The sequence below is a fragment of the Cellulosimicrobium sp. CUA-896 genome (genome assembly GCF_001942335.1).
Lineage (GTDB): Bacteria > Actinomycetota > Actinomycetes > Actinomycetales > Cellulomonadaceae > Cellulosimicrobium.
Map to the genome: position 1 here is coordinate 1 of NZ_MKKH01000014.1, position 16,737 is coordinate 16,737.

Genomic DNA, 16,737 nt, shown 5'->3' on the forward strand with positions numbered 1-16,737 from the left:
ACAACCTGGCCGGCGACGGCACGTTCCTCGACGCGGAGGCGCTGCGGGCGCGCTTCGCCGGTCTGGGCGTCGTCGAGGCGGCCGCCCCGGGTCCGGGGGAAGGCGACGCCCACCGCCGCGGTGGCGACGGTGGGCGTCTACTGCGGGTCGGGCGTCACGGCCGCGCACGAGGTGGCCGCGCTCGCGACGCTCGGCGTCGAGGCGGCCCTGTACGCGGGGTCGTGGTCGCAGTGGTCGAACGACCCCGCCCGTCCGGCCGCGACGGGAGCCGCACCGGGCGGCGACCCGGGTGACCGGCCGCCGTCCGGCCGCCGCCGTCAGACCGTCGTGACGGCCTGCTCGGACGCGAGCCGCGGCGCGCGGGGGTAGGAGGTCCCCTCTCCTCGGGCGACGCCGACGTTGATCACGAGCAGCGACCGCCAGCCGTTGTCGGCGAAGAACTCGGCGTCGATCCCGTCGCGGTCCATGCCGTTCATCGGGCCCGTCGCGAGGCCGGCGGCGCGCAGGCCGACGACGAGGTAGCCCGCCTGGAGCAGCGCGTTGGTGCGGGCCATCTCGTCGCGCACCTCCGGCGCGGCGGCGAGGTTCTCGCGGATGCCGGGCATGTGCGGCATGAGGGTGTCCATGTGCTCGTGGAACGCGGGGTCGTACGCGACGACGAGCGAGAGCGGCGCCTGCGCGACACGCTCCTTGTTGCCGTCGGCCATGTGCGCGACGAGGCGCGCGCGGGCCTCGGGGGAGCGCACGGCGAGGACGCGCAGCGGCAGCGTGTTCATCGCGGTCGGGCCCCACTTGACGAGGTCGTAGACGGCGGCGAGCTGCTCGTCGGTCACCTCGGCGTCGGTGAGTCGCGCGTCGTGCGGGCCTCGCGGAACAGCAGGTCCGCCGTGGCGTCGTCGACGCGCAGGGCGGGGGCAAGGGTGTCGATGCTCATGCCGCGGGCAACAGTCAAGCGCTCAATCATCTTCCCGGCAGACGATGTGACGTCGGCGACACGGGCGCCGCGCCGCCCGCGACTACCCTGGACCCATGGCTTCCCCTGCGGCCGCGCGCGGCGGCGACCCGCTCGTGCTCGGCATCGAAACCTCCTGCGACGAGACCGGCGTGGCGCTGGTCCGCGGCCGCGAGCTGCTCGTCGACACCGTCGCGAGCTCGATGGACGAGCACGCCCGGTACGGCGGCATCATCCCCGAGGTCGCGTCGCGCGCTCATCTCGAGGCTATGATCCCCACGCTCGAGCGGTCCCTGGGGACCGCCGACGTCGACCTGTCCGAGGTCGACGCGATCGCCGTCACCGCGGGGCCGGGTCTCGTCGGCCCGCTCACCATCGGCGCGTCGGCGGCCAAGGCCCTCGCCCTCGCGCTCGGCAAGCCGCTGTACGGCGTCAACCACGTCATCGGCCACGCCGCGGTCGACGAGCTCGTGCACGGGGCGTTCCCCGACCGGGTCATGGCGCTCGTCGTCTCGGGCGGGCACAGCTCGCTGCTGCTCGTGGACGACGTCGCGACGTCCGTCACCGAGCTCGGCTCCACGCTCGACGACGCGGCGGGCGAGGCGTTCGACAAGGTGGGCCGCCTGCTCGGCCTGCCGTACCCCGGCGGCCCGCACATCGACCGCCTCGCGCGCGAGGGCGACCCGACGGCGATCCGGTTCCCGCGCGGCCTGACGGCGCGCAAGGACCAGGAGAAGCACGCGGACGACTTCTCGTTCTCGGGCCTCAAGACGGCGGTGGCGCGCTGGGTGGAGGCGCGGGTCGACAGCGGAGCCGCGGTGCCGACGAACGACGTCGCGGCCTCCTTCGCGGAGGCCGTCGCCGACGTCCTCACGGCCAAGACCATCGCGGCGTGCGAGCGTCACGGCGTCGGCACGCTCGTCGTCGGCGGCGGCTTCTCCGCCAACTCCCAGCTCCGGGATATGGCCGCGAAGCGCTGCGCGGAAGCCGGCATCGAGCTGCGCATCCCGCCGATCCGCTACTGCACGGACAGCGGCGCGATGATCGCGGCGCTCGGCTCCGCCGTCGTGCGCGCGGGTGTCGCCCCCTCGACCCTCGACATCGGCGTCGACTCCTCGATGCCGCTCACCACGGTCACCGTCTGACGGTCCGCGAGCACGCGACACGCTCGGTGACGTCCGGACGTCCGGACGAGCGGTCGACACGGGGGACGGGGCGCGGGTCGTGGCGGGTCTGGCGGGAGGCCGCGAGGCACGAGCGGCCGGATGGTAGACCCGCGCCCCCTCGCCCGAGCCACGCGCGACCGGCGCCACGGCCGCGGCCACTCAGAGCGGCCGACCCGCCCGCATCTCGGCGACGAGCGAGCGCACCACGGCGTCGAGCTCGCCCCCGTGCCGCCGGGCGACGGCACGCTGTCGCTGGTAGGACGCCCCGCGCCGCAGGATCGTGCGCACGCCGTCGAGCTCGTCGAGGCAGCCGAGCCGCGCCGCGACCGGTTCGAGGTCGACGAGGAGGCGGCCGACGGCGTCGGTCACGAGCTCCTCGTCGCCCGCCCGGTTCGCGATGATGATGGCGTCCATGCCGTAGCGCGCGGAGCGCCACTTGTTCTCCTGGGCGAACCACGGCGGCAGGGTGGGCAGCTCGCGGCCCTCGTCGAGCAGGGTCGAGAAGTGCTCGACGAGGCAGTGCGTGAGCGCGGCGAGCGCGAGCAGCTCGGTGACGTTCGTCGTGCCGTCGCAGATGCGGGTCTCGAGGGTGCCGAACCGCGGGGCGGGGCGCAGGTCCCAGCGCACCTCGGTGAAGTCGTCGATGACGCCGGTGTGCACCATGTCGGCGACGTAGCCCTCGAGCTCGGACCACCGCTCGAACTGGAAGGGGAGCCCGGCCGTGGGCAGCTGCTGGAACATCAGCGCGCGATTCGACGCGTACCCGGTGTCCTTGCCTCCCCAGAACGGTGAGCTGGCCGACAGCGACTGCAGGTGCGCGAAGCACGTGAGCATGGCCCGCTGGATCGGCAGCACCTTGTCGCGGTCCTCGATGCCCACGTGCACGTGCACGCCGTAGATGAGCATCTGCCGCCCCCACCACTGCGTGCGGTCGATGAGCGTGGTGTACCGCTGCTTGTCCGTCACCTTCTGCTGCGTCCAGCGCGCGAACGGGTGCGTGCCCGCGCACATGAGCTCGACGCGCAGCGGGTCGGTCACGGCGCGGATCTCCTCGATGGACCGCTCGAGGTCGTGGCCCGCCTCGCGCACCGTGCGGCGCACACCGCTGACCACCTCCACGGTGTTGAGCAGGAGCTCCTGCTTGATCGAGGGGTGCTCGCCCCCGCCCTCGGGGCGCACCGCGTCGAGCACGGTGCGCGCGACCTGCCGCAGGTCGCCGGAGTCGGCGTCGACGAGGGCCAGCTCCCACTCGAGGCCGACGCTCGAGCGCTCCGAGCGGGCGAAGGGGATGCTCGCCGCACCCGCCCGGCCGCCGGGGCCGGTGACCATGCCCGTGCTCACCCGCGCGCCGCCGGGCCGGCGGGGTCCCCGGCGGACGAGGGCCGGTCGAGGGGGTCGACCACGAGGGCTCGCTGGCGGCCGCCGACGCGCGTGAGGACGAGCGTCGCCTCGCCGTCGCCGGAGAGTGCGAGCTGCTTGCGCAGCAGCTCGGGCGTGACGGCCGTGCCGCGCTTCTTGATCGTCACGCGGCCGACGCCGCGCTCGCGCAGGTACGCCCGCAGCCGCTTGAGTCCGAAGGGAAGGTCGTCGACGACCCGGTAGCCCCGTGCGATCCCGGCCGCGAGCCCGTTCTCCTCCGTGGGGGCGGGGGAGTCGGTCGTCACGTACGCGATCGTGCGGTCGAGCAGCCGACCGCCCAGGGCGGCGGCGGCGTGGCTCACGAGGCCGGCGCGGATCACCGCGCCGTCCGGCTCGTAGAGGTAGCGGCCGACGTCGCCCACGTCGGGCACGACGTCGTCCTCGCCGGGGCGGTGCGCGAGTCGTCGGCTCGTCGTCCGCTCGGTCCCGTCCGCGGCGGTGCGGGTGGTGAGCACGAGCGCGGCGCGCCCCGGGCCGGCGGGCGCGAGCGGGCCGAACCACAGGCCGGCCTCGACCACGTCGCCGTCGACGGAGACCCATTCGGTCTCGGCGTCCGCGGGCAGGCCGTCGTGCGAGATGCCAGGGCCGACCTTGATCCCCACGGCGGGCACGCGCTCGCGCAGCGCCCACACCGCGTCGAGCGGCGGTGCGTAGGCACGGGGGTCGAACACGCGCGACCCGGAGCGGGTGCGGCGCGCGGGGTCGGCGTAGACGCCGTCGACGCCTCGGCCGCGAGGTCGAGCGCGAGGCCGTCGCCGTGGCGGACCTCGGCCTCGGGGAAGTGGCGCAGGTTGACGGTCGCGAGCGCGGCCGTCAGCTCGTCGACGTCGGTCGCCAGCACGCGCAGCCCCGTGCCCGCGAACGCCAGTGCGTCGGCGCCGATCCCGCAGGTGAGGTCGGCCACCCGCGTGACGCCGGCGTCGAGGTACCGCTGCGCGTGCAGGCCGGCGACGACGAGGCGCGTCGCCTGCTCGAGCCCCGCCTGGGTGAACAGCATGCCGTCCGCGAACGTGCCGAACTTGGCGTGCGCCGCGGCGCGCAGGCGCGACTGCGTGAGTGCCGCGGCGGCGAGGTCGGGGTCGACGCCCTTGGCCCGCAGGCCCTCCGCGAGCACGAGGGCCTGGCGCTCCTCGTAGGGCGGCAGCGCGCCGAGCAGGGCCCAGCCTCGGGGCTGAGCAGCTTCGTCAGGGCGGTCGCGTCCATGACTCGATCCTTCCACGGGAGGCGGCGACGACGCGCGGCGCCCGGCGGCCGTCGACGTTGGCACTCGCCTTGACCGAGTGCTAACCGGGTCATAGATTGGGCAGCGGTCGCCCCGGCCCCCGGGTCGGTGGTGGCCCGTGAGCGTCCCCGGCCGGCACCCGCGACGACGGCCGACGGCGCGCTCGACCCATCCGTTGCAGTTCTCACCGCGAAAGGGGAGGTCCGACGTGTCGGTCCCCATCAAGCCGCTCGAGGACCGGATCGTCGTGAAGGCCCTCGAGGCCGAGACCACGACCGCATCCGGCCTGGTCATCCCGGACACCGCCAAGGAGAAGCCCCAGGAGGGCGAGGTCCTGGCCGTCGGTCCGGGCCGTGTCGACGACAACGGCAACCGCGTCCCGCTGGACGTGACGGTCGGCGACAAGGTCATCTACAGCAAGTACGGCGGCACCGAGGTCAAGTACGGCGGCGAGGACTACCTCGTCCTGTCCGCGCGCGACATCCTCGCGTGGTGGTCTGAGCCACCCGCTGCAGCACGAAGCCCCGCGACCCTGAGGGTCGCGGGGCTTCGTCGTCTCCGGGGCTCGGTCCGGTCGTACGTCAGTGTCGGACGCGCTGGTGCGGCGTCAGACGCGCGGGTGCTGCATGGATCGCTCGCTGCGTGGAGCTGGGGAGATCAGACGGCGCTGCGGGCGCGCTCGGCGAGGATCGCGGCGCGCTCGTCCTCGCTCAGGCCGCCCCAGACGCCGTACGGCTCGCGCACGCGCAGCGAGGCCTCACGGCACTCCATCATCACGGGACAACCGTGGCAGATGGCCTTCGCCGCCTCGGCGCGACGTCGGCGGGTCGAGCCGCGCTCGCCCTCCGGGTGGAAGAACAACGTGTCGTCGGCGTCGCGGCACGAGCCCTGGTACTGCCATTCCCAGAGTTCCATCACCGGACCGGGGAGCCTCGAGATCTCTGCCATGCCGAACAACGTACAAGCGTTGCACGAGTTGTTCAAGCCCTGGTCGGCGCGATGTCGGCCGGGACGTCTTCCTGGGCAACCGTTGCGCGGAAGCGCGTCGGTGACCGCACGTCGGCGCCACTGTCGTTGCAGACCGCGCCATGACCGGGGCGGATCGGGGCGGGTGATCGCAGGCGGTCGTCGCGGTGGTGCACGACCGGGTCGCGTGGCGCGTTTGCGTGAGGGATGAACAAAACCTGCACAGCGCGTGGCGCGCTGCAGATCACGGTCTGGGCAGGGCGGGTGGCGGGACCGCGAACGGGTCGGCAGAATCGAGGCATGACCTCTGTGCGGTCCGCCCCCGGTCCTGAGGGAGCCCGACCGACCATGACGTACAGCCCCGGCCTCGCCGTCGCCGTCGTCGCGCGTCGGCTCGGGGTCGCTCCTGCGACGCTGCGTACCTGGGACCGGAGGTACGGTCTCGGTCCGTCGGAGCACCGAGCGGGATCGCACCGCCGGTACACCGAGGACGACGTCGCCCGGCTCGTCATCATGCGTCGCCTCACCCTCGATGGCGTCGCGCCCTCCGACGCCGCCCGCGCGGCCCTCGAGGCCGACGAGGAGGAGCTCGCCGCCCACCGCGGCGCCGTGACCTTCGACGTCGAGCCCGACGACCACGACGAGCACACGGACGAGCGCGACGACGACTCCGAGGGCGCGGACGAGCGCACGGCGCCGGGACGCCCGTTCCTGCGCGCCGTCCCCGGAGGCGACCAGGGCGGCGGCCCCGCGCCGCGATCGGTCGGCACGCGCGACCCGCGCCCGACCGTCGTCTCGGACGTCGTCGACGCCGCGATCGCCTACGACCAGCGCACGTGCGACCGCCTCCTGCGCATCCCGTCGGGCGACGACCCCGCCGTCTGGTGGTCCGACCTCGTCGAGCCCGCGCTCGAGCGCCTGGCGGAGCGCACCGTCCTCGCCGGGCCGGGCGAGTGCCCGAGGTCGTCCTGGCGAACGCCACGCTGGGCGCCCTGCGGGAGCACACGCAGCGCGCGAGGAGGCCGTCGTCGCGGCCGGCGGGCCCCCTCCGAACCACCCGAGCCGGATGCGGCGCATCGTGCTCGTCTTCGCGGCCCCCGACGAGCCTCTCCCGCTCGCCGCCCATGCACTCGCGGCCTCGTTGGGCACGCACGGCGCGATGGCGCGCATCGTCACGGGCCCGGCGAACGTCCACCGCACGCTCGAGCTCGTGACGATGGTCCGGCCCGCGGCGGTCGCGATGGTGACGACGCAGGCGCGACCCGACCTGGGGATCATCCACGCGGCGTTCGACGCCAACCCGGAGCTGCCCATGTTCGTCGGGCTGCCCAGCGACGACGCCGCCGCCGAGCTGCCGCTCGCCACGACGGTGCACCGCGTGCGCAGCTTCACCGGTCTCCTGCACGAGCTGCTGGCCGTCGTCCGCTGACCGCCGCCGGACGCCCCACGGCGTCCGGCGGCGACCCGTGCGCGCGTAGACTCGCGGTGTGACCGCCTCGCCCGCGCCCTCCGGTTCCACGCCCGCCCCGACGCCCGCGCACGACCCGTTCGGGTTCGTCGGCCTCACGTACGACGACGTGCTGCTCCAGCCCGGCTTCTCGGACCTGGCGCCGTCGGACATCGACACCACCACGCGGCTCACGCGCGAGATCTCGATCCGGGTGCCGCTCGTGTCCGCGGCGATGGACACCGTCACGGAGTCCCGGATGGCGATCGCGATGGCGCGCCAGGGCGGCATCGGGGTGCTGCACCGCAACCTGTCGATCGAGGACCAGGCGTACCAGGTCGACCTCGTCAAGCGCACCCAGACCGGCATCATCTCGAACCCCGTGACCATCGGTCCCGACGCGACGCTCGAGGAGCTCGACAAGAAGGCGGGGGAGTACCGCATCTCCGGGTTCCCGGTGCTCGACGCGGAGCACCGCCTCGTCGGCATGGTCACCAACCGCGACCTGCGCTTCACCCCGGTGGCCGAGTGGGCGACGACCAAGGTCGACGAGGTGATGACGCCCCAGCCGCTCATCACGGGTGCCGCGGGCATCTCGCGCGAGGAGGCGACGGCGCTCCTGCGCCGGCACAAGCTCGAGCGGCTGCCGCTCGTCGACGCCGACGGCCGTCTCGCCGGGCTCATCACCGTCAAGGACTTCGTGAAGTCGGAGCAGTTCCCCCACGCGTCCAAGGACGGCCAGGGCCGCCTGCTCGTCGCCGCGGCGATCGGGTACTTCGGCGACGCGTGGCAGCGGGCGACGACGCTCATCGACGCCGGTGTCGACGTGCTCGTCGCGGACACCGCGCACGGCAACGTGCGCATGCTCATCGACATGGTGCGCCGGCTCAAGACCGACCCGGCGACGCGCGACGTCCAGGTCATCGGCGGCAACGTCGCGACCCGCGAGGGCGCCCAGGCGTTCGTCGACGCCGGGGCGGACGCCATCAAGGTCGGCGTCGGCCCGGGGTCGATCTGCACCACGCGCATCGTCACCGGCGTCGGCGTGCCGCAGGTCACGGCCGTGTACGAGGCGTCGCTCGCCGCGCGGCCGGCGGGCGTCCCGGTCATCGCCGACGGCGGCATGCGCCACTCCGGCGAGATCGGCAAGGCGATCGTGGCCGGCGCGGAGACCGTCATGCTCGGCTCGATGCTCGCGGGCACGGAGGAGTCGCCGGGCGAGACGATCCTCGTGAGCGGCAAGCAGTACAAGGCGTACCGCGGCATGGGCTCGATGGGCGCCATGTCCTCGCGCGGCAAGAAGTCGTACTCGAAGGACCGGTACTTCCAGGCCGAGGTCACCAGCGACGACATGATCGTGCCCGAGGGGATCGAGGGGCAGGTGCCCTACAAGGGCACGCTCCAGGCCGTCGCGCACCAGCTCGTCGGCGGGCTGCACCAGACGATGTTCTACGTCGGCGCGCGGACCGTCCCCGAGCTGCAGGAGAAGGGGCGCTTCATCCGCATCACCTCGGCGTCGCTCAAGGAGAGCCACCCGCACGACGTGCAGATCACCGCCGAGGCGCCGAACTACACGGGCTTCTGACGACCCGGTACGGAGCCGGCTCGCAGGCCGCGGGGCGGCGCCACCCGCCCCGCCGGCCGGCCTCAGGAGGTCATGACCCGGGTGTGCAGCGCCTGCACGGCGTACCGGGCCGCCCAGAACGCGCCGTGCTGCCAGGCGGAGATCTCCGACATCCAGTCGCCGGCGAAGTACACGTTCCCCGCACCCTGCTGAAGCTGCTTGAAGCGGGAGGACTGCGTGTTCGGGTAGGCCCAGGCACCCTCGATGTACGGCACCTTGTGCCATGCGACGGAGAACGAGCTCTCGAGCTCGGTACGGTACTTCTCGCCGTGGATCTTGACCCCCTGCTCGACCGCGCGCAGCTCGCGCTGCTTCGGCGCCATGTCTGCGTAGGTGCGGGCGTTGGTCCCGGTGTTGTAGTAGCCGACGACGAGGCCCTTGCGCTCGCCGTACCCGTAGGACGGGTACCAGACGTGGGCGAGGTCCATGTCGGTCTCGGTGATCCCGCCGAAGATGCGGTGGTCGTCCTCCCAGAACCGGGTCCGGTACTGCAGACCGATCTTGCCCGCGGGCGCGCCGACGGCGAACTCGCCGAGCGCCGCGTCGACGTCGGGCCCCCAGTTGGTCGCCCATCGGCGCATGAGCCCCGCGGGTGCCGAGACGATGGCGAAGTCGGCGTCGATCTGGCGTGACCTGCCGTTGCGAGCGGTGTAGGTGACCGTGACGCCCCGGGTGGTGTTCTCGACGCCGGTGACGGGCGAGCTGAGGAGGACGTTCTGCTTCCCGATGGCGCGGACGAAGTACTCGTACGTCGTGTCCATCCCGCCCTTCGGCTGGAACATGAGCATCGACTGCTCCCAGTTGATCTCGAACGGGAAGTACATCCGACCCGGGACGCGAGCACCTCGGAGACGCTGCCGGGACCCGGCAGCGGGGTGCCGTGCTCGTTCCACGCGGACGGGTAGACCGAGAAGCCCCGGTTGTTCCCGCCCTGGTACGTGCCGTCCGCCGTGAGAGAGCCCCAGCTGCGCAGGAAGGCCCGCAGGTTCTCCTTGTCCGCGGCGGTCAGTCTCTGGTCGAGGGCGCCCTGGTCGGTCGCGTAGTTGAGGAGCTCGGACGTGTACCCGAACACGTCGGCCTTCGCGGTCCGGTAGCGGACCGGGTTGCCGGGGGTCGCGCCCGTCCGCTCGTTGTAGAGGTAGGCGTCGGCGTTCGCGTTGGTGAAGACCTCGTAGGGCACCCCGAGCTCGCGGAGGTAGTCCATCGTCACCATCCACTGGGCGATGCGACCGGCGCCGGCGTTCATGTAGACGTTGCGGTCGAAGCGGGCCGTCTGCCGGACGCCGTCCACATCGGTCTCGGTGTCCCCGCCGCGGATCGTCAACGTGCGCCCGCCGGGGCGGTGACGCGCCTCGAGCACCGTGACCTTGTAGCCGGCCTTCTGCAGCTCGTACGCCGACGCGAGCCCGGCGGGGCCGGCGCCGACGACGACGACCTTCTTGGCCGAGCGCCCCGTCAGGGTGAAGTCGCCCTTCGTCGGCGCGATCCAGGACTCGTTCCTCGGCTGGGCGGCGGCGGTCGGCGCGAGGCCGACGGCACCCATCGTCGCGAACATCGCGCCGGCGCCGGAGGTGACCCCGACGGCCTGGAGGAAGCTGCGGCGCGAGACGCCGGCCGTGCTCTCGTCAGTGACCATGTGGCTTGGCCCTCTCGTGGTGAAAGGCCTGACGGACGGCCTTCCCGGTCCTGCGCGCCGGGTGCCGCCGTCAGCACCGGCACCGACCGTAGGGGTGGCCGGTCGCGGCCCCGCGTCCTGCGCGTTTCGGGCAGGTGACGGTCCGGCGGTCCTCGTAAACCTCTGGTTTCGGACACGTCGGCGACACGGCGGCGAAACGACCGCGCGCTAGCTTCCGGGCTCCGGTCCGCCCCGGACCGGCCGTACCCGGACGCCGAGGGGCGTCCCTGCTCCCGCCTGGAGGCACCGTGAAGAACCGCACCAAGATCGCCGTCGCCGTCGTCGTCACCGCTGCGGTCGCCGTGCCCGGCACCGCCGTCGCGGCCGGACGCCTCTTCGAGCCGCGGCCCACCGAGGCCGTCTCCTTCGTCACCGGGGACACCGCGTCGATCGCGGACGGCGTGGCGTTCGGCAAGAACGTGTCCTGGTACAAGTCGTCGGGGCTCGGGCCCTCGGCCCTGAACCGCGCGCCCGGCGTCTCCACGGAGGAGCGCTACATCCCCACGGACGTCTTCCCCGGCGGTGTGCTGCCGGCGGGCGTGACGATCACCGAGGCGCAGGGCATCAACGTCCTCCTGCGCATCGGCGAGAACCTCGAGCGCGCCGGGCTCTCCTACGACGACGTCGTCTCCATGCGGGTGTTCCTCCAAAACCCCGCCGGCCAGGAGAAGATGGACTTCGCAGGCTGGAACCGCGCCTACCGCCAGTTCTTCGCCAACACGAACCGCGCGACGGGCGCGCCGCTCGACGTCCAGCTCGGCTCGACGACGACCGCGCCGATGATCGTCAACCCGGCGAGGCCGTCGCGCTTCGCCCTCGAGATCGAGAACCTGCCGGTCGACGGGTGGCTGGTCGAGGTCGAGGTCGACGCGGTGTACCCGCGCTGAGCGTGGTGCCGGCGCGGCGGCCCTGCCTGCTCACACGGGCCAGCGGCCGTCGGCGCCGGCACCGACGTACGGGCGCTCGCGCTCGCCGTCCTCCAGCTCGTCGACCCACCGGCGGTGCGCGCCGACCTGGTGGTCGTGCAGGGCGTCGAGCGTCGTCGCCGCGAGGTGGGGGTGCACGCGGGCCAGCGCGTCGAGCAGGTCGAGCGTGGCGAGCGCGTCGACCTCCGCCGCGTGCAGGGGGGAGGGCGTCGCGACGCCGTAGTGCGCGCACAGGTCGGCGAGGCGGCGTTTGCCGTCGCGCGCCGCGTCGCTGTCCCGGTCGAGCACGAGCGGGTCGAGCACGGGCCGCACGGGCCGGCCGAGACGCTCGGGCAGCGTCGGGAGCCCGTGCCGCGCGAGCTCCACGTCGAGCAGCGTGAGGTCGAACGCCGCGTTGTACGCGACGAGGGGCACCCCGGCCCGCTGGTGGGCGACGAGCGACGACGCGATCTCCTCGAGCGCGCCGCGGGGCGACGCGCCGTACGCGGCCGCGTGCGACGTGGCGATGCCGTGGATCGCCGTCGCCTCGGCCGGGATCTCGACGCCGGGGTCCAGCAGCCACGTCCGCACGGTCGTGCCGGCGGGCTCGCGCACCACGAGGGCGGCGGTGACGATGCGGTCGGTCTCCACGTCAAGCCCCGTCGTCTCCGTGTCGAACGCCACCAGGGGGCCGGTCGTCCAGGTCATGGCGCCACCCTGGCAGGGCCGCCCACACGCCGGTCGGCGGGCGGACCGGGCCGCTCCGCCCGCCGGTAGGCTGGTCCGGTGAGCAACGAGATCGAGATCGGACGTGGCAAGCGCGGGCGGCGCGCGTTCTCCTTCGACGACATCGCGGTCGTGCCGTCGCGGCGCACGCGCGACCCGGAGGAGGTCTCGGTCGGCTGGCAGATCGACGCCTACCACTTCGAGCTCCCGGTCCTCGCGGCGCCGATGGACTCGGTGATGAGCCCCGCGACGGCGGTCGCGCTCGGCAACCACGGCGGGCTCGGCGTCCTCGACCTCGAGGGCCTGTGGACGCGCTACGAGGACCCGGAGCCGCTGCTCGCGGAGATCGCGGCGCTCGAGCCCGACGACGCGACGCGTCGCATGCAGGAGATCTACGCCGAGCCGATCCGGCCCGAGCTCATCACGCAGCGCCTCAAGGAGATCCGCGCGGCGGGCGTTACGGTCGCCGGGGCGCTCTCCCCGCAGCGCACCCAGGAGCACTACCAGACCGTCGTCGACGCCGGGGTGGACCTGTTCGTCATCCGTGGCACGACGGTGTCGGCCGAGCACGTGTCCGGCGTCGCCGAGCCGCTCAACCTCAAGCGCTTCATCTACGAGCTCGACGTCCCCGTAATCGTCGGCGGGGCGTCGACCTACACCGCGGCGCTGCACCTCATGCGCACCGGTGCGGCCGGTGTGCTCGTCGGCTTCGGCGGCGGGGCCGCGCACACCACCCGCGTGAGCCTCGGCATCCACGCGCCGATGGCGAGCGCGGTGGCCGACGTCGCCGCCGCGCGCCGCGACTACCTCGACGAGTCCGGCGGTCGCTACGTCCACGTCATCGCGGACGGCGGCGTCGGCCGGTCGGGCGACCTCGTCAAGGCGGTCGCGTGCGGTGCGGACGCGGTCATGCTCGGGGCCGCGCTGGCCCGTGCCGAGGAGGCCCCCGGTCGAGGCTGGCACTGGGGCTCGGAGGCCCACCACCCGCAGCTGCCGCGCGGCGAGCGCGTGAGCGTCGGGACGGCCGGCACGCTCGAGGAGATCCTCTTCGGCCCCGGCCGGCGCGCGGACGGGACGCTCAACCTCGTCGGCGCGCTCCGCCGGGCCATGGCCACGACCGGGTACTCCGACCTCAAGGAGTTCCAGCGCATCGAGGTCGTCGTCTCGCCGTACCAGCCCCGCTGAGCAGGGCGGCCGGGCGGTCCGGCGACCTGGCGGCCCGGCGGGCCTCCTGGCCGGTACCGCCCGGGACGCCTGTCGGCCGCACCCCGTAGCCTGGGGCCCATGACCAGATCCCCGGGCAGCTCCTCGAACCCTGCGCCCGGTCCCGTGCCCGGCGGCGGCGCCGCTCCCGACGGCCTGCTCGACCCGGAGGACCCGGCCGCGACGTACGTGCTGGAGCCCGACGTCGTCGCACCGCTCGTCGCGCGGATCGTCACGAGCAGCACCTCCGGCGTGCACCGGTCGGTCCTGCCGTTCACCGGGGCGCCGCTCGCCTCGGTGCCCCTCTCCTCGACCGCGGACGTGGTCGCCGCGGTGGAGCGCGCGCGCACCGCCCAGCGTGCGTGGGAGCAGGTCCCGGTGGCCGAGCGGGCGCGCGTGCTGACGCGGTTCGGCGCACTCGTGCTCGCGCAGCAGTCCGACGGCCTGGACCTGATCCAGATGGAGTCGGGAAAGTCGCGCCGCAGCGCGTTCGAGGAGATCGCGGACCTCGCGATCGTCACGCGGCACTACGCGGTGCGCGGGCCGCGGTACCTCGCGGACCGCCGCGTGCCCGGCATGCTGCCCGTGCTCACTGGCACGACGGTGCACCGGCGTCCGGTCGGCGTCGTCGGGGTCGTGGCGCCGTGGAACTACCCCCTCACGCTCGCATTCGCCGAGGTGGTGCCTGCGCTCCTCGCCGGGAACGCGGTGGTGCTCAAGCCGGACCCGCAGACCACGCTCACGGCGTCGTGGGGTGCCGAGCTGCTCGAGCGCGCGGGCCTGCCCGCCGACCTCCTGCTCGTCGTCGCGGGCGGCGGCGACGTGGGTGCGGCGCTCACCGACCACGTCGACCACGTCGCGTTCACCGGCTCGACCGCGACCGGGCGGAAGGTCGCCGCCCGTGCGGGCGAACGACTCGTCGGCGCGACGCTCGAGCTCGGTGGGAAGAACCCGCTCTACGTCGCCGCCGACGCGCACGTGCCCACCGCCGCGCGGGGCGCCTGCGCGCGTGCTTCGGCAGCTCCGGCGAGCTGTGCGTCTCGACCGAGCGGCTGGTGCTCCACGAGGCCGTGGCGGACGACTTCCTCGACGCGTTCGTCCCCCTCGTGCGCGCGATGCGCCTGGGCGCCGGTCTCGACTACTCGGCCGACATGGGGTCGCTCACCTCCCAGGCCCAGCTCGACCGGGTCGTGGCGCACGTCGACGACGCGCTCTCGCGGGGCGCCGTGTGCTCGCCGGCGGGGTGCACCGCGCCGACATCGGCCCGTGGTTCTACGCGCCCACCGTCCTCGGCGACGTGCCCGACGACGCGCTGTGCAGCACGGAGGAGACGTTCGGCCCCGTCGTCTCCGTGCGGCGCGTCGCCGACGACGACGAGGCGGTGCGCGTGATGAACGACACCCCGTACGGGCTGAACGCGAGCGTGTGGACGCGCGACGTCGCGCAGGGCCGGCGGATCGCCGCCCGGGTGCGGGCGGGGACCGTGAACGTCAACGACGGGTACAGCGCGACCTGGGGGTCGGTCGCGGCGCCCATGGGCGGCATGAAGGCCTCGGGCCTCGGGCGGCGGCACGGCCGGGAGGGCATCCTCGCGCTCACCGAGGCGCAGACGGTCTCCGTCCAGCGCGGCGCGAACCAGGGGCTGACGCTCGACCGGCTCTACGAGCTCGGCGGCGAGCTGCCGAGCCGCGTGCTCACCCGGGCGCTCGACGTCATGCGGAGGCTGCGCCTGCCGTGACGGCGGGGAGTGCTGGTCGGCGCACGACCGCGTCCAGCAGCGCCTTGACCGCGGCGGGCACCTCGCGCGCCTGGTAGACGACGGGCTTCCACGGCTCGACGCTGGCGGCGCTCACGCCGACCCCGACGGCGTCGAGCCCGGCGACGCGGCACGAGAACAGCGCGCGCGGCAGGTGGTAGCCCTGCGTGACGACCACCGCGTGCGCGAACCCGAAATCGGAGACGGCGCGCGTGCACGTCGCGTGCGTGTCGAAGCCCTCGCGGTCGAGCAGGATCGCCTCGTCGGGCACGCCCTGGTCCACCAGCCGCGCGCGCATCGACGCCGGCTCGTCGTAGCCGTCGTGCGCGTCCCCGCTCACGAGCACCACGGGCGCGACCCCGCGCGCGTACAGCTCCGCGGCGGCGTCGAGGCGGCGCCGCAGGTACGCCGACGGTGTGCCGTCCGGGCGCAGCCCGGCGCCCGGCACGACGACGACGTCGCTCGCCGGGACCTCGCCCGGCGCCAGCACACGGCGACGTCCGAGGACCTGCACGGCGGCGTAGGGCGCGAGCGCCGGCACGGCCGCGCCGGCGAGGACCAGGGCCGTGCGGGCAGCGGTTCTCATGCCCGCCCCGCGAGCGTGTCCAGCTCGGCGGAGAGGTGGGAGCGCGCGCGGTCCTCCCAGTGCTCCGCCGCGTACGCCGTCCGGTAGAGCGGTCCTGCGCCGAGCAGTGAGCGCAGCACCGCGGCGCGGCCGGCCCGGAAGGCGTCGTCGGGCACGTGCGCGTACTCCGCCCGCACCTGGCGCACGTAGCGCGCGTACCGGTCGGGCGCTGCGGCGAGGATCGCGAGGTCGGCGTCGGAGACGAGTCCGCCGGCGACGTCGTCCGGCGCGGGGGAGTGGTCCGCGGTCATCAGCACGAGACGCGCGACCTCCTCGACCACCGTCGCGTCGAGGTGCGGACCGAGCGCCTCGCCCACCAGAGCGGCCGAACGTTCCTCGTCGACGCGCGCCTCGCCGTCGTGCACCGCGTCGTGGAACCAGATCGCGAGCTGCGTGACCGACGCCGCGGTCGCGTGGCCGTGACGCGCGGACGCCCCGGCGTCGTTCGCGATGTCGGGAGCCCCCGCTGGGCGGCCCTCCAGCAGTGCGAGCGAGTCCAGCGCGTGCACGAGGTGCTCGGGCCCGTGGTAGACGCGGTGCGGTTCGTGCCACCGCTCGACGAGGTCGACCCCGACGTCACGCGCCCCCGGCAGCAGCGCGTCCCACCGCGCCAGCAGCGACTCCGCCTTCGCCGCTCTGCGAGCCCGGCCGGGCACCCGCAGGCCCGACGACCCGAGCCGGCGCGCGAGCTCGCGCCCGGAGACCGGCACGGCCCCGGCCGCCACGGCGTCGTCGTACCGCTCGGCCGCGACGTCGTAGTGGTCGAGGTCGAACGCCCGCCGGCTCAGCCCGATCCGGTCGGCGAGCCCGTGCAGCTCGGCGAGCGACGCGTCCGACACGAGGTGGCTGAACAGCGTCCCGTGCGCGGGCCACGCGGGCGGGTCGACGTAGACGGTCACGTCACGAGCATGCCACCCGTGTGCTGGTCCGGGTGCCGGGTGGTGGCACTCCGGGGCGGCCGTGCCGGGTCTACCATCCGCGCCGCTCGTTCCTCGCGGCGCTCCCGCCAGACCCGCCACGACCCGGCACGGCCGCCCCTCCGGCCATCGCC

General features: G+C 74.1%; 13 protein-coding genes and 6 pseudogenes. 9 read left to right on the forward strand and 10 right to left on the reverse strand.

What is annotated here, in order from left to right; genetic code table 11:
* Positions 1-369, forward strand: a pseudogene (locus tag BJF88_RS21420) (hypothetical protein); the annotation flags it as partial.
* Here BJF88_RS21420 and BJF88_RS06140 read toward each other — a convergent pair.
* Entirely contained in the window at positions 318-833 is a 516-nt protein-coding gene (locus BJF88_RS06140) for a malonic semialdehyde reductase (protein ID WP_369824498.1), read from the reverse strand. The pseudogene BJF88_RS21420 and the gene BJF88_RS06140 sit on opposite strands and share 52 nt — an antisense overlap.
* Positions 830-952: a hypothetical protein gene (locus tag BJF88_RS23150; protein WP_369824499.1), complete on the reverse strand. Its 123-nt coding sequence runs from the start codon at positions 950-952 to the stop codon at positions 830-832. The genes BJF88_RS06140 and BJF88_RS23150 overlap by 4 nt, the downstream gene beginning before the upstream one ends.
* 77 nt (positions 953-1,029) lie before the next feature.
* Here BJF88_RS23150 and tsaD point away from each other — a divergent pair, with 77 nt between their 5' ends.
* Positions 1,030-2,097 carry a tRNA (adenosine(37)-N6)-threonylcarbamoyltransferase complex transferase subunit TsaD gene (gene tsaD / locus BJF88_RS06145; protein WP_075828162.1) on the forward strand — a complete coding sequence of 356 codons (1,068 nt, stop codon included), beginning with the start codon at positions 1,030-1,032 and terminating at the stop codon, positions 2,095-2,097.
* A 180-nt stretch (positions 2,098-2,277) separates the two neighbouring features.
* Here tsaD and BJF88_RS06150 read toward each other — a convergent pair whose 3' ends face one another.
* Positions 2,278-3,447, reverse strand: a complete 1,170-nt coding sequence (locus BJF88_RS06150; protein ID WP_075828197.1) for a glutamate--cysteine ligase — start codon at positions 3,445-3,447, stop codon at positions 2,278-2,280.
* Positions 3,448-3,455: 8 nt separating this feature from the next.
* Positions 3,456-4,740, reverse strand: a pseudogene (locus BJF88_RS19480) (SAM-dependent methyltransferase).
* Between the two features lie 227 nt (positions 4,741-4,967).
* Between BJF88_RS19480 and groES the strand changes: the two are divergent.
* A pseudogene (gene groES / locus BJF88_RS06160) lies at positions 4,968-5,249 on the forward strand (co-chaperone GroES); the annotation flags it as partial.
* Positions 5,250-5,416: 167 nt separating this feature from the next.
* Here groES and BJF88_RS06165 read toward each other — a convergent pair.
* On the reverse strand, positions 5,417-5,707 hold the full coding sequence (locus tag BJF88_RS06165) for a WhiB family transcriptional regulator (protein ID WP_075828163.1): 291 nt from the start codon (positions 5,705-5,707) through the stop codon (positions 5,417-5,419).
* Between the two features lie 366 nt (positions 5,708-6,073).
* Between BJF88_RS06165 and BJF88_RS21425 the strand changes: the two are divergent.
* The 3 genes and pseudogenes from BJF88_RS21425 to guaB form a co-directional block, all read left to right on the forward strand.
* Positions 6,074-6,226 (forward strand): annotated as a pseudogene (locus BJF88_RS21425) (MerR family transcriptional regulator); the annotation flags it as partial.
* A gap of 565 nt (positions 6,227-6,791) precedes the next feature.
* Positions 6,792-7,154, forward strand: coding sequence for a hypothetical protein (locus BJF88_RS21430; protein ID WP_255371818.1), 363 nt, complete (start codon positions 6,792-6,794; stop codon positions 7,152-7,154).
* A 58-nt stretch (positions 7,155-7,212) separates the two neighbouring features.
* Positions 7,213-8,757 carry an IMP dehydrogenase gene (guaB, locus tag BJF88_RS06175; RefSeq protein WP_075828164.1) on the forward strand — a complete coding sequence of 515 codons (1,545 nt, stop codon included), beginning with the start codon at positions 7,213-7,215 and terminating at the stop codon, positions 8,755-8,757.
* A 62-nt stretch (positions 8,758-8,819) separates the two neighbouring features.
* Here guaB and BJF88_RS21435 read toward each other — a convergent pair whose 3' ends face one another.
* The gene (locus BJF88_RS21435) at positions 8,820-9,620 is read right to left on the reverse strand and encodes an FAD-dependent oxidoreductase (RefSeq protein WP_255371811.1); all 801 of its coding nucleotides are present in this window, start codon (positions 9,618-9,620) and stop codon (positions 8,820-8,822) included.
* Between the two features lie 326 nt (positions 9,621-9,946).
* Positions 9,947-10,432, reverse strand: a pseudogene (locus BJF88_RS23155) (flavin monoamine oxidase family protein); the annotation flags it as partial.
* Positions 10,433-10,719: 287 nt separating this feature from the next.
* Between BJF88_RS23155 and BJF88_RS06185 the strand changes: the two are divergent.
* Positions 10,720-11,358, forward strand: a complete 639-nt coding sequence (locus BJF88_RS06185; RefSeq protein WP_075828165.1) for a Rid family hydrolase — start codon at positions 10,720-10,722, stop codon at positions 11,356-11,358.
* 30 nt (positions 11,359-11,388) lie between these two features.
* Here the strand turns inward: BJF88_RS06185 and BJF88_RS06190 are convergent, their stop codons facing one another.
* Positions 11,389-12,084: an exonuclease domain-containing protein gene (locus tag BJF88_RS06190; protein WP_075828166.1), complete on the reverse strand. Its 696-nt coding sequence runs from the start codon at positions 12,082-12,084 to the stop codon at positions 11,389-11,391.
* A gap of 78 nt (positions 12,085-12,162) precedes the next feature.
* On the opposite strand from BJF88_RS06190, the gene BJF88_RS06195 reads away from it, so the two are divergent.
* Positions 12,163-13,287, forward strand: coding sequence for a GuaB3 family IMP dehydrogenase-related protein (locus tag BJF88_RS06195; protein WP_075828167.1), 1,125 nt, complete (start codon positions 12,163-12,165; stop codon positions 13,285-13,287).
* A gap of 99 nt (positions 13,288-13,386) precedes the next feature.
* Positions 13,387-15,043: pseudogene (locus BJF88_RS06200) on the forward strand (succinic semialdehyde dehydrogenase).
* Here the strand turns inward: BJF88_RS06200 and BJF88_RS06205 are convergent.
* Positions 15,018-15,647 (reverse strand): vancomycin high temperature exclusion protein, encoded by a 630-nt coding sequence (locus BJF88_RS06205; protein WP_075828168.1) that lies wholly within the window; start codon positions 15,645-15,647, stop codon positions 15,018-15,020. The pseudogene BJF88_RS06200 and the gene BJF88_RS06205 overlap by 26 nt on opposite strands.
* Positions 15,644-16,585: a DUF4031 domain-containing protein gene (locus tag BJF88_RS06210; protein WP_075828169.1), complete on the reverse strand. Its 942-nt coding sequence runs from the start codon at positions 16,583-16,585 to the stop codon at positions 15,644-15,646. The genes BJF88_RS06205 and BJF88_RS06210 overlap by 4 nt, the downstream gene beginning before the upstream one ends.
* Between the last annotated feature and the right edge of the window lie 152 nt (positions 16,586-16,737).

Coding starts and splice junctions, on each gene's coding strand:
- tsaD (WP_075828162.1), top strand. CDS start 1,030: ATGGCTTCCCCTGCGGCCGCGCGCGGCGGCGACCCGCTCGTGCTCGGC.
- BJF88_RS06150 (WP_075828197.1), bottom strand. CDS start 3,447: ATGGTCACCGGCCCCGGCGGCCGGGCGGGTGCGGCGAGCATCCCCTTC.
- BJF88_RS06165 (WP_075828163.1), bottom strand. CDS start 5,707: ATGGCAGAGATCTCGAGGCTCCCCGGTCCGGTGATGGAACTCTGGGAA.
- BJF88_RS21430 (WP_255371818.1), top strand. CDS start 6,792: ATGCGGCGCATCGTGCTCGTCTTCGCGGCCCCCGACGAGCCTCTCCCG.
- BJF88_RS21435 (WP_255371811.1), bottom strand. CDS start 9,620: ATGTACTTCCCGTTCGAGATCAACTGGGAGCAGTCGATGCTCATGTTC.
- BJF88_RS06190 (WP_075828166.1), bottom strand. CDS start 12,084: ATGACCTGGACGACCGGCCCCCTGGTGGCGTTCGACACGGAGACGACG.
- BJF88_RS06205 (WP_075828168.1), bottom strand. CDS start 15,647: ATGAGAACCGCTGCCCGCACGGCCCTGGTCCTCGCCGGCGCGGCCGTG.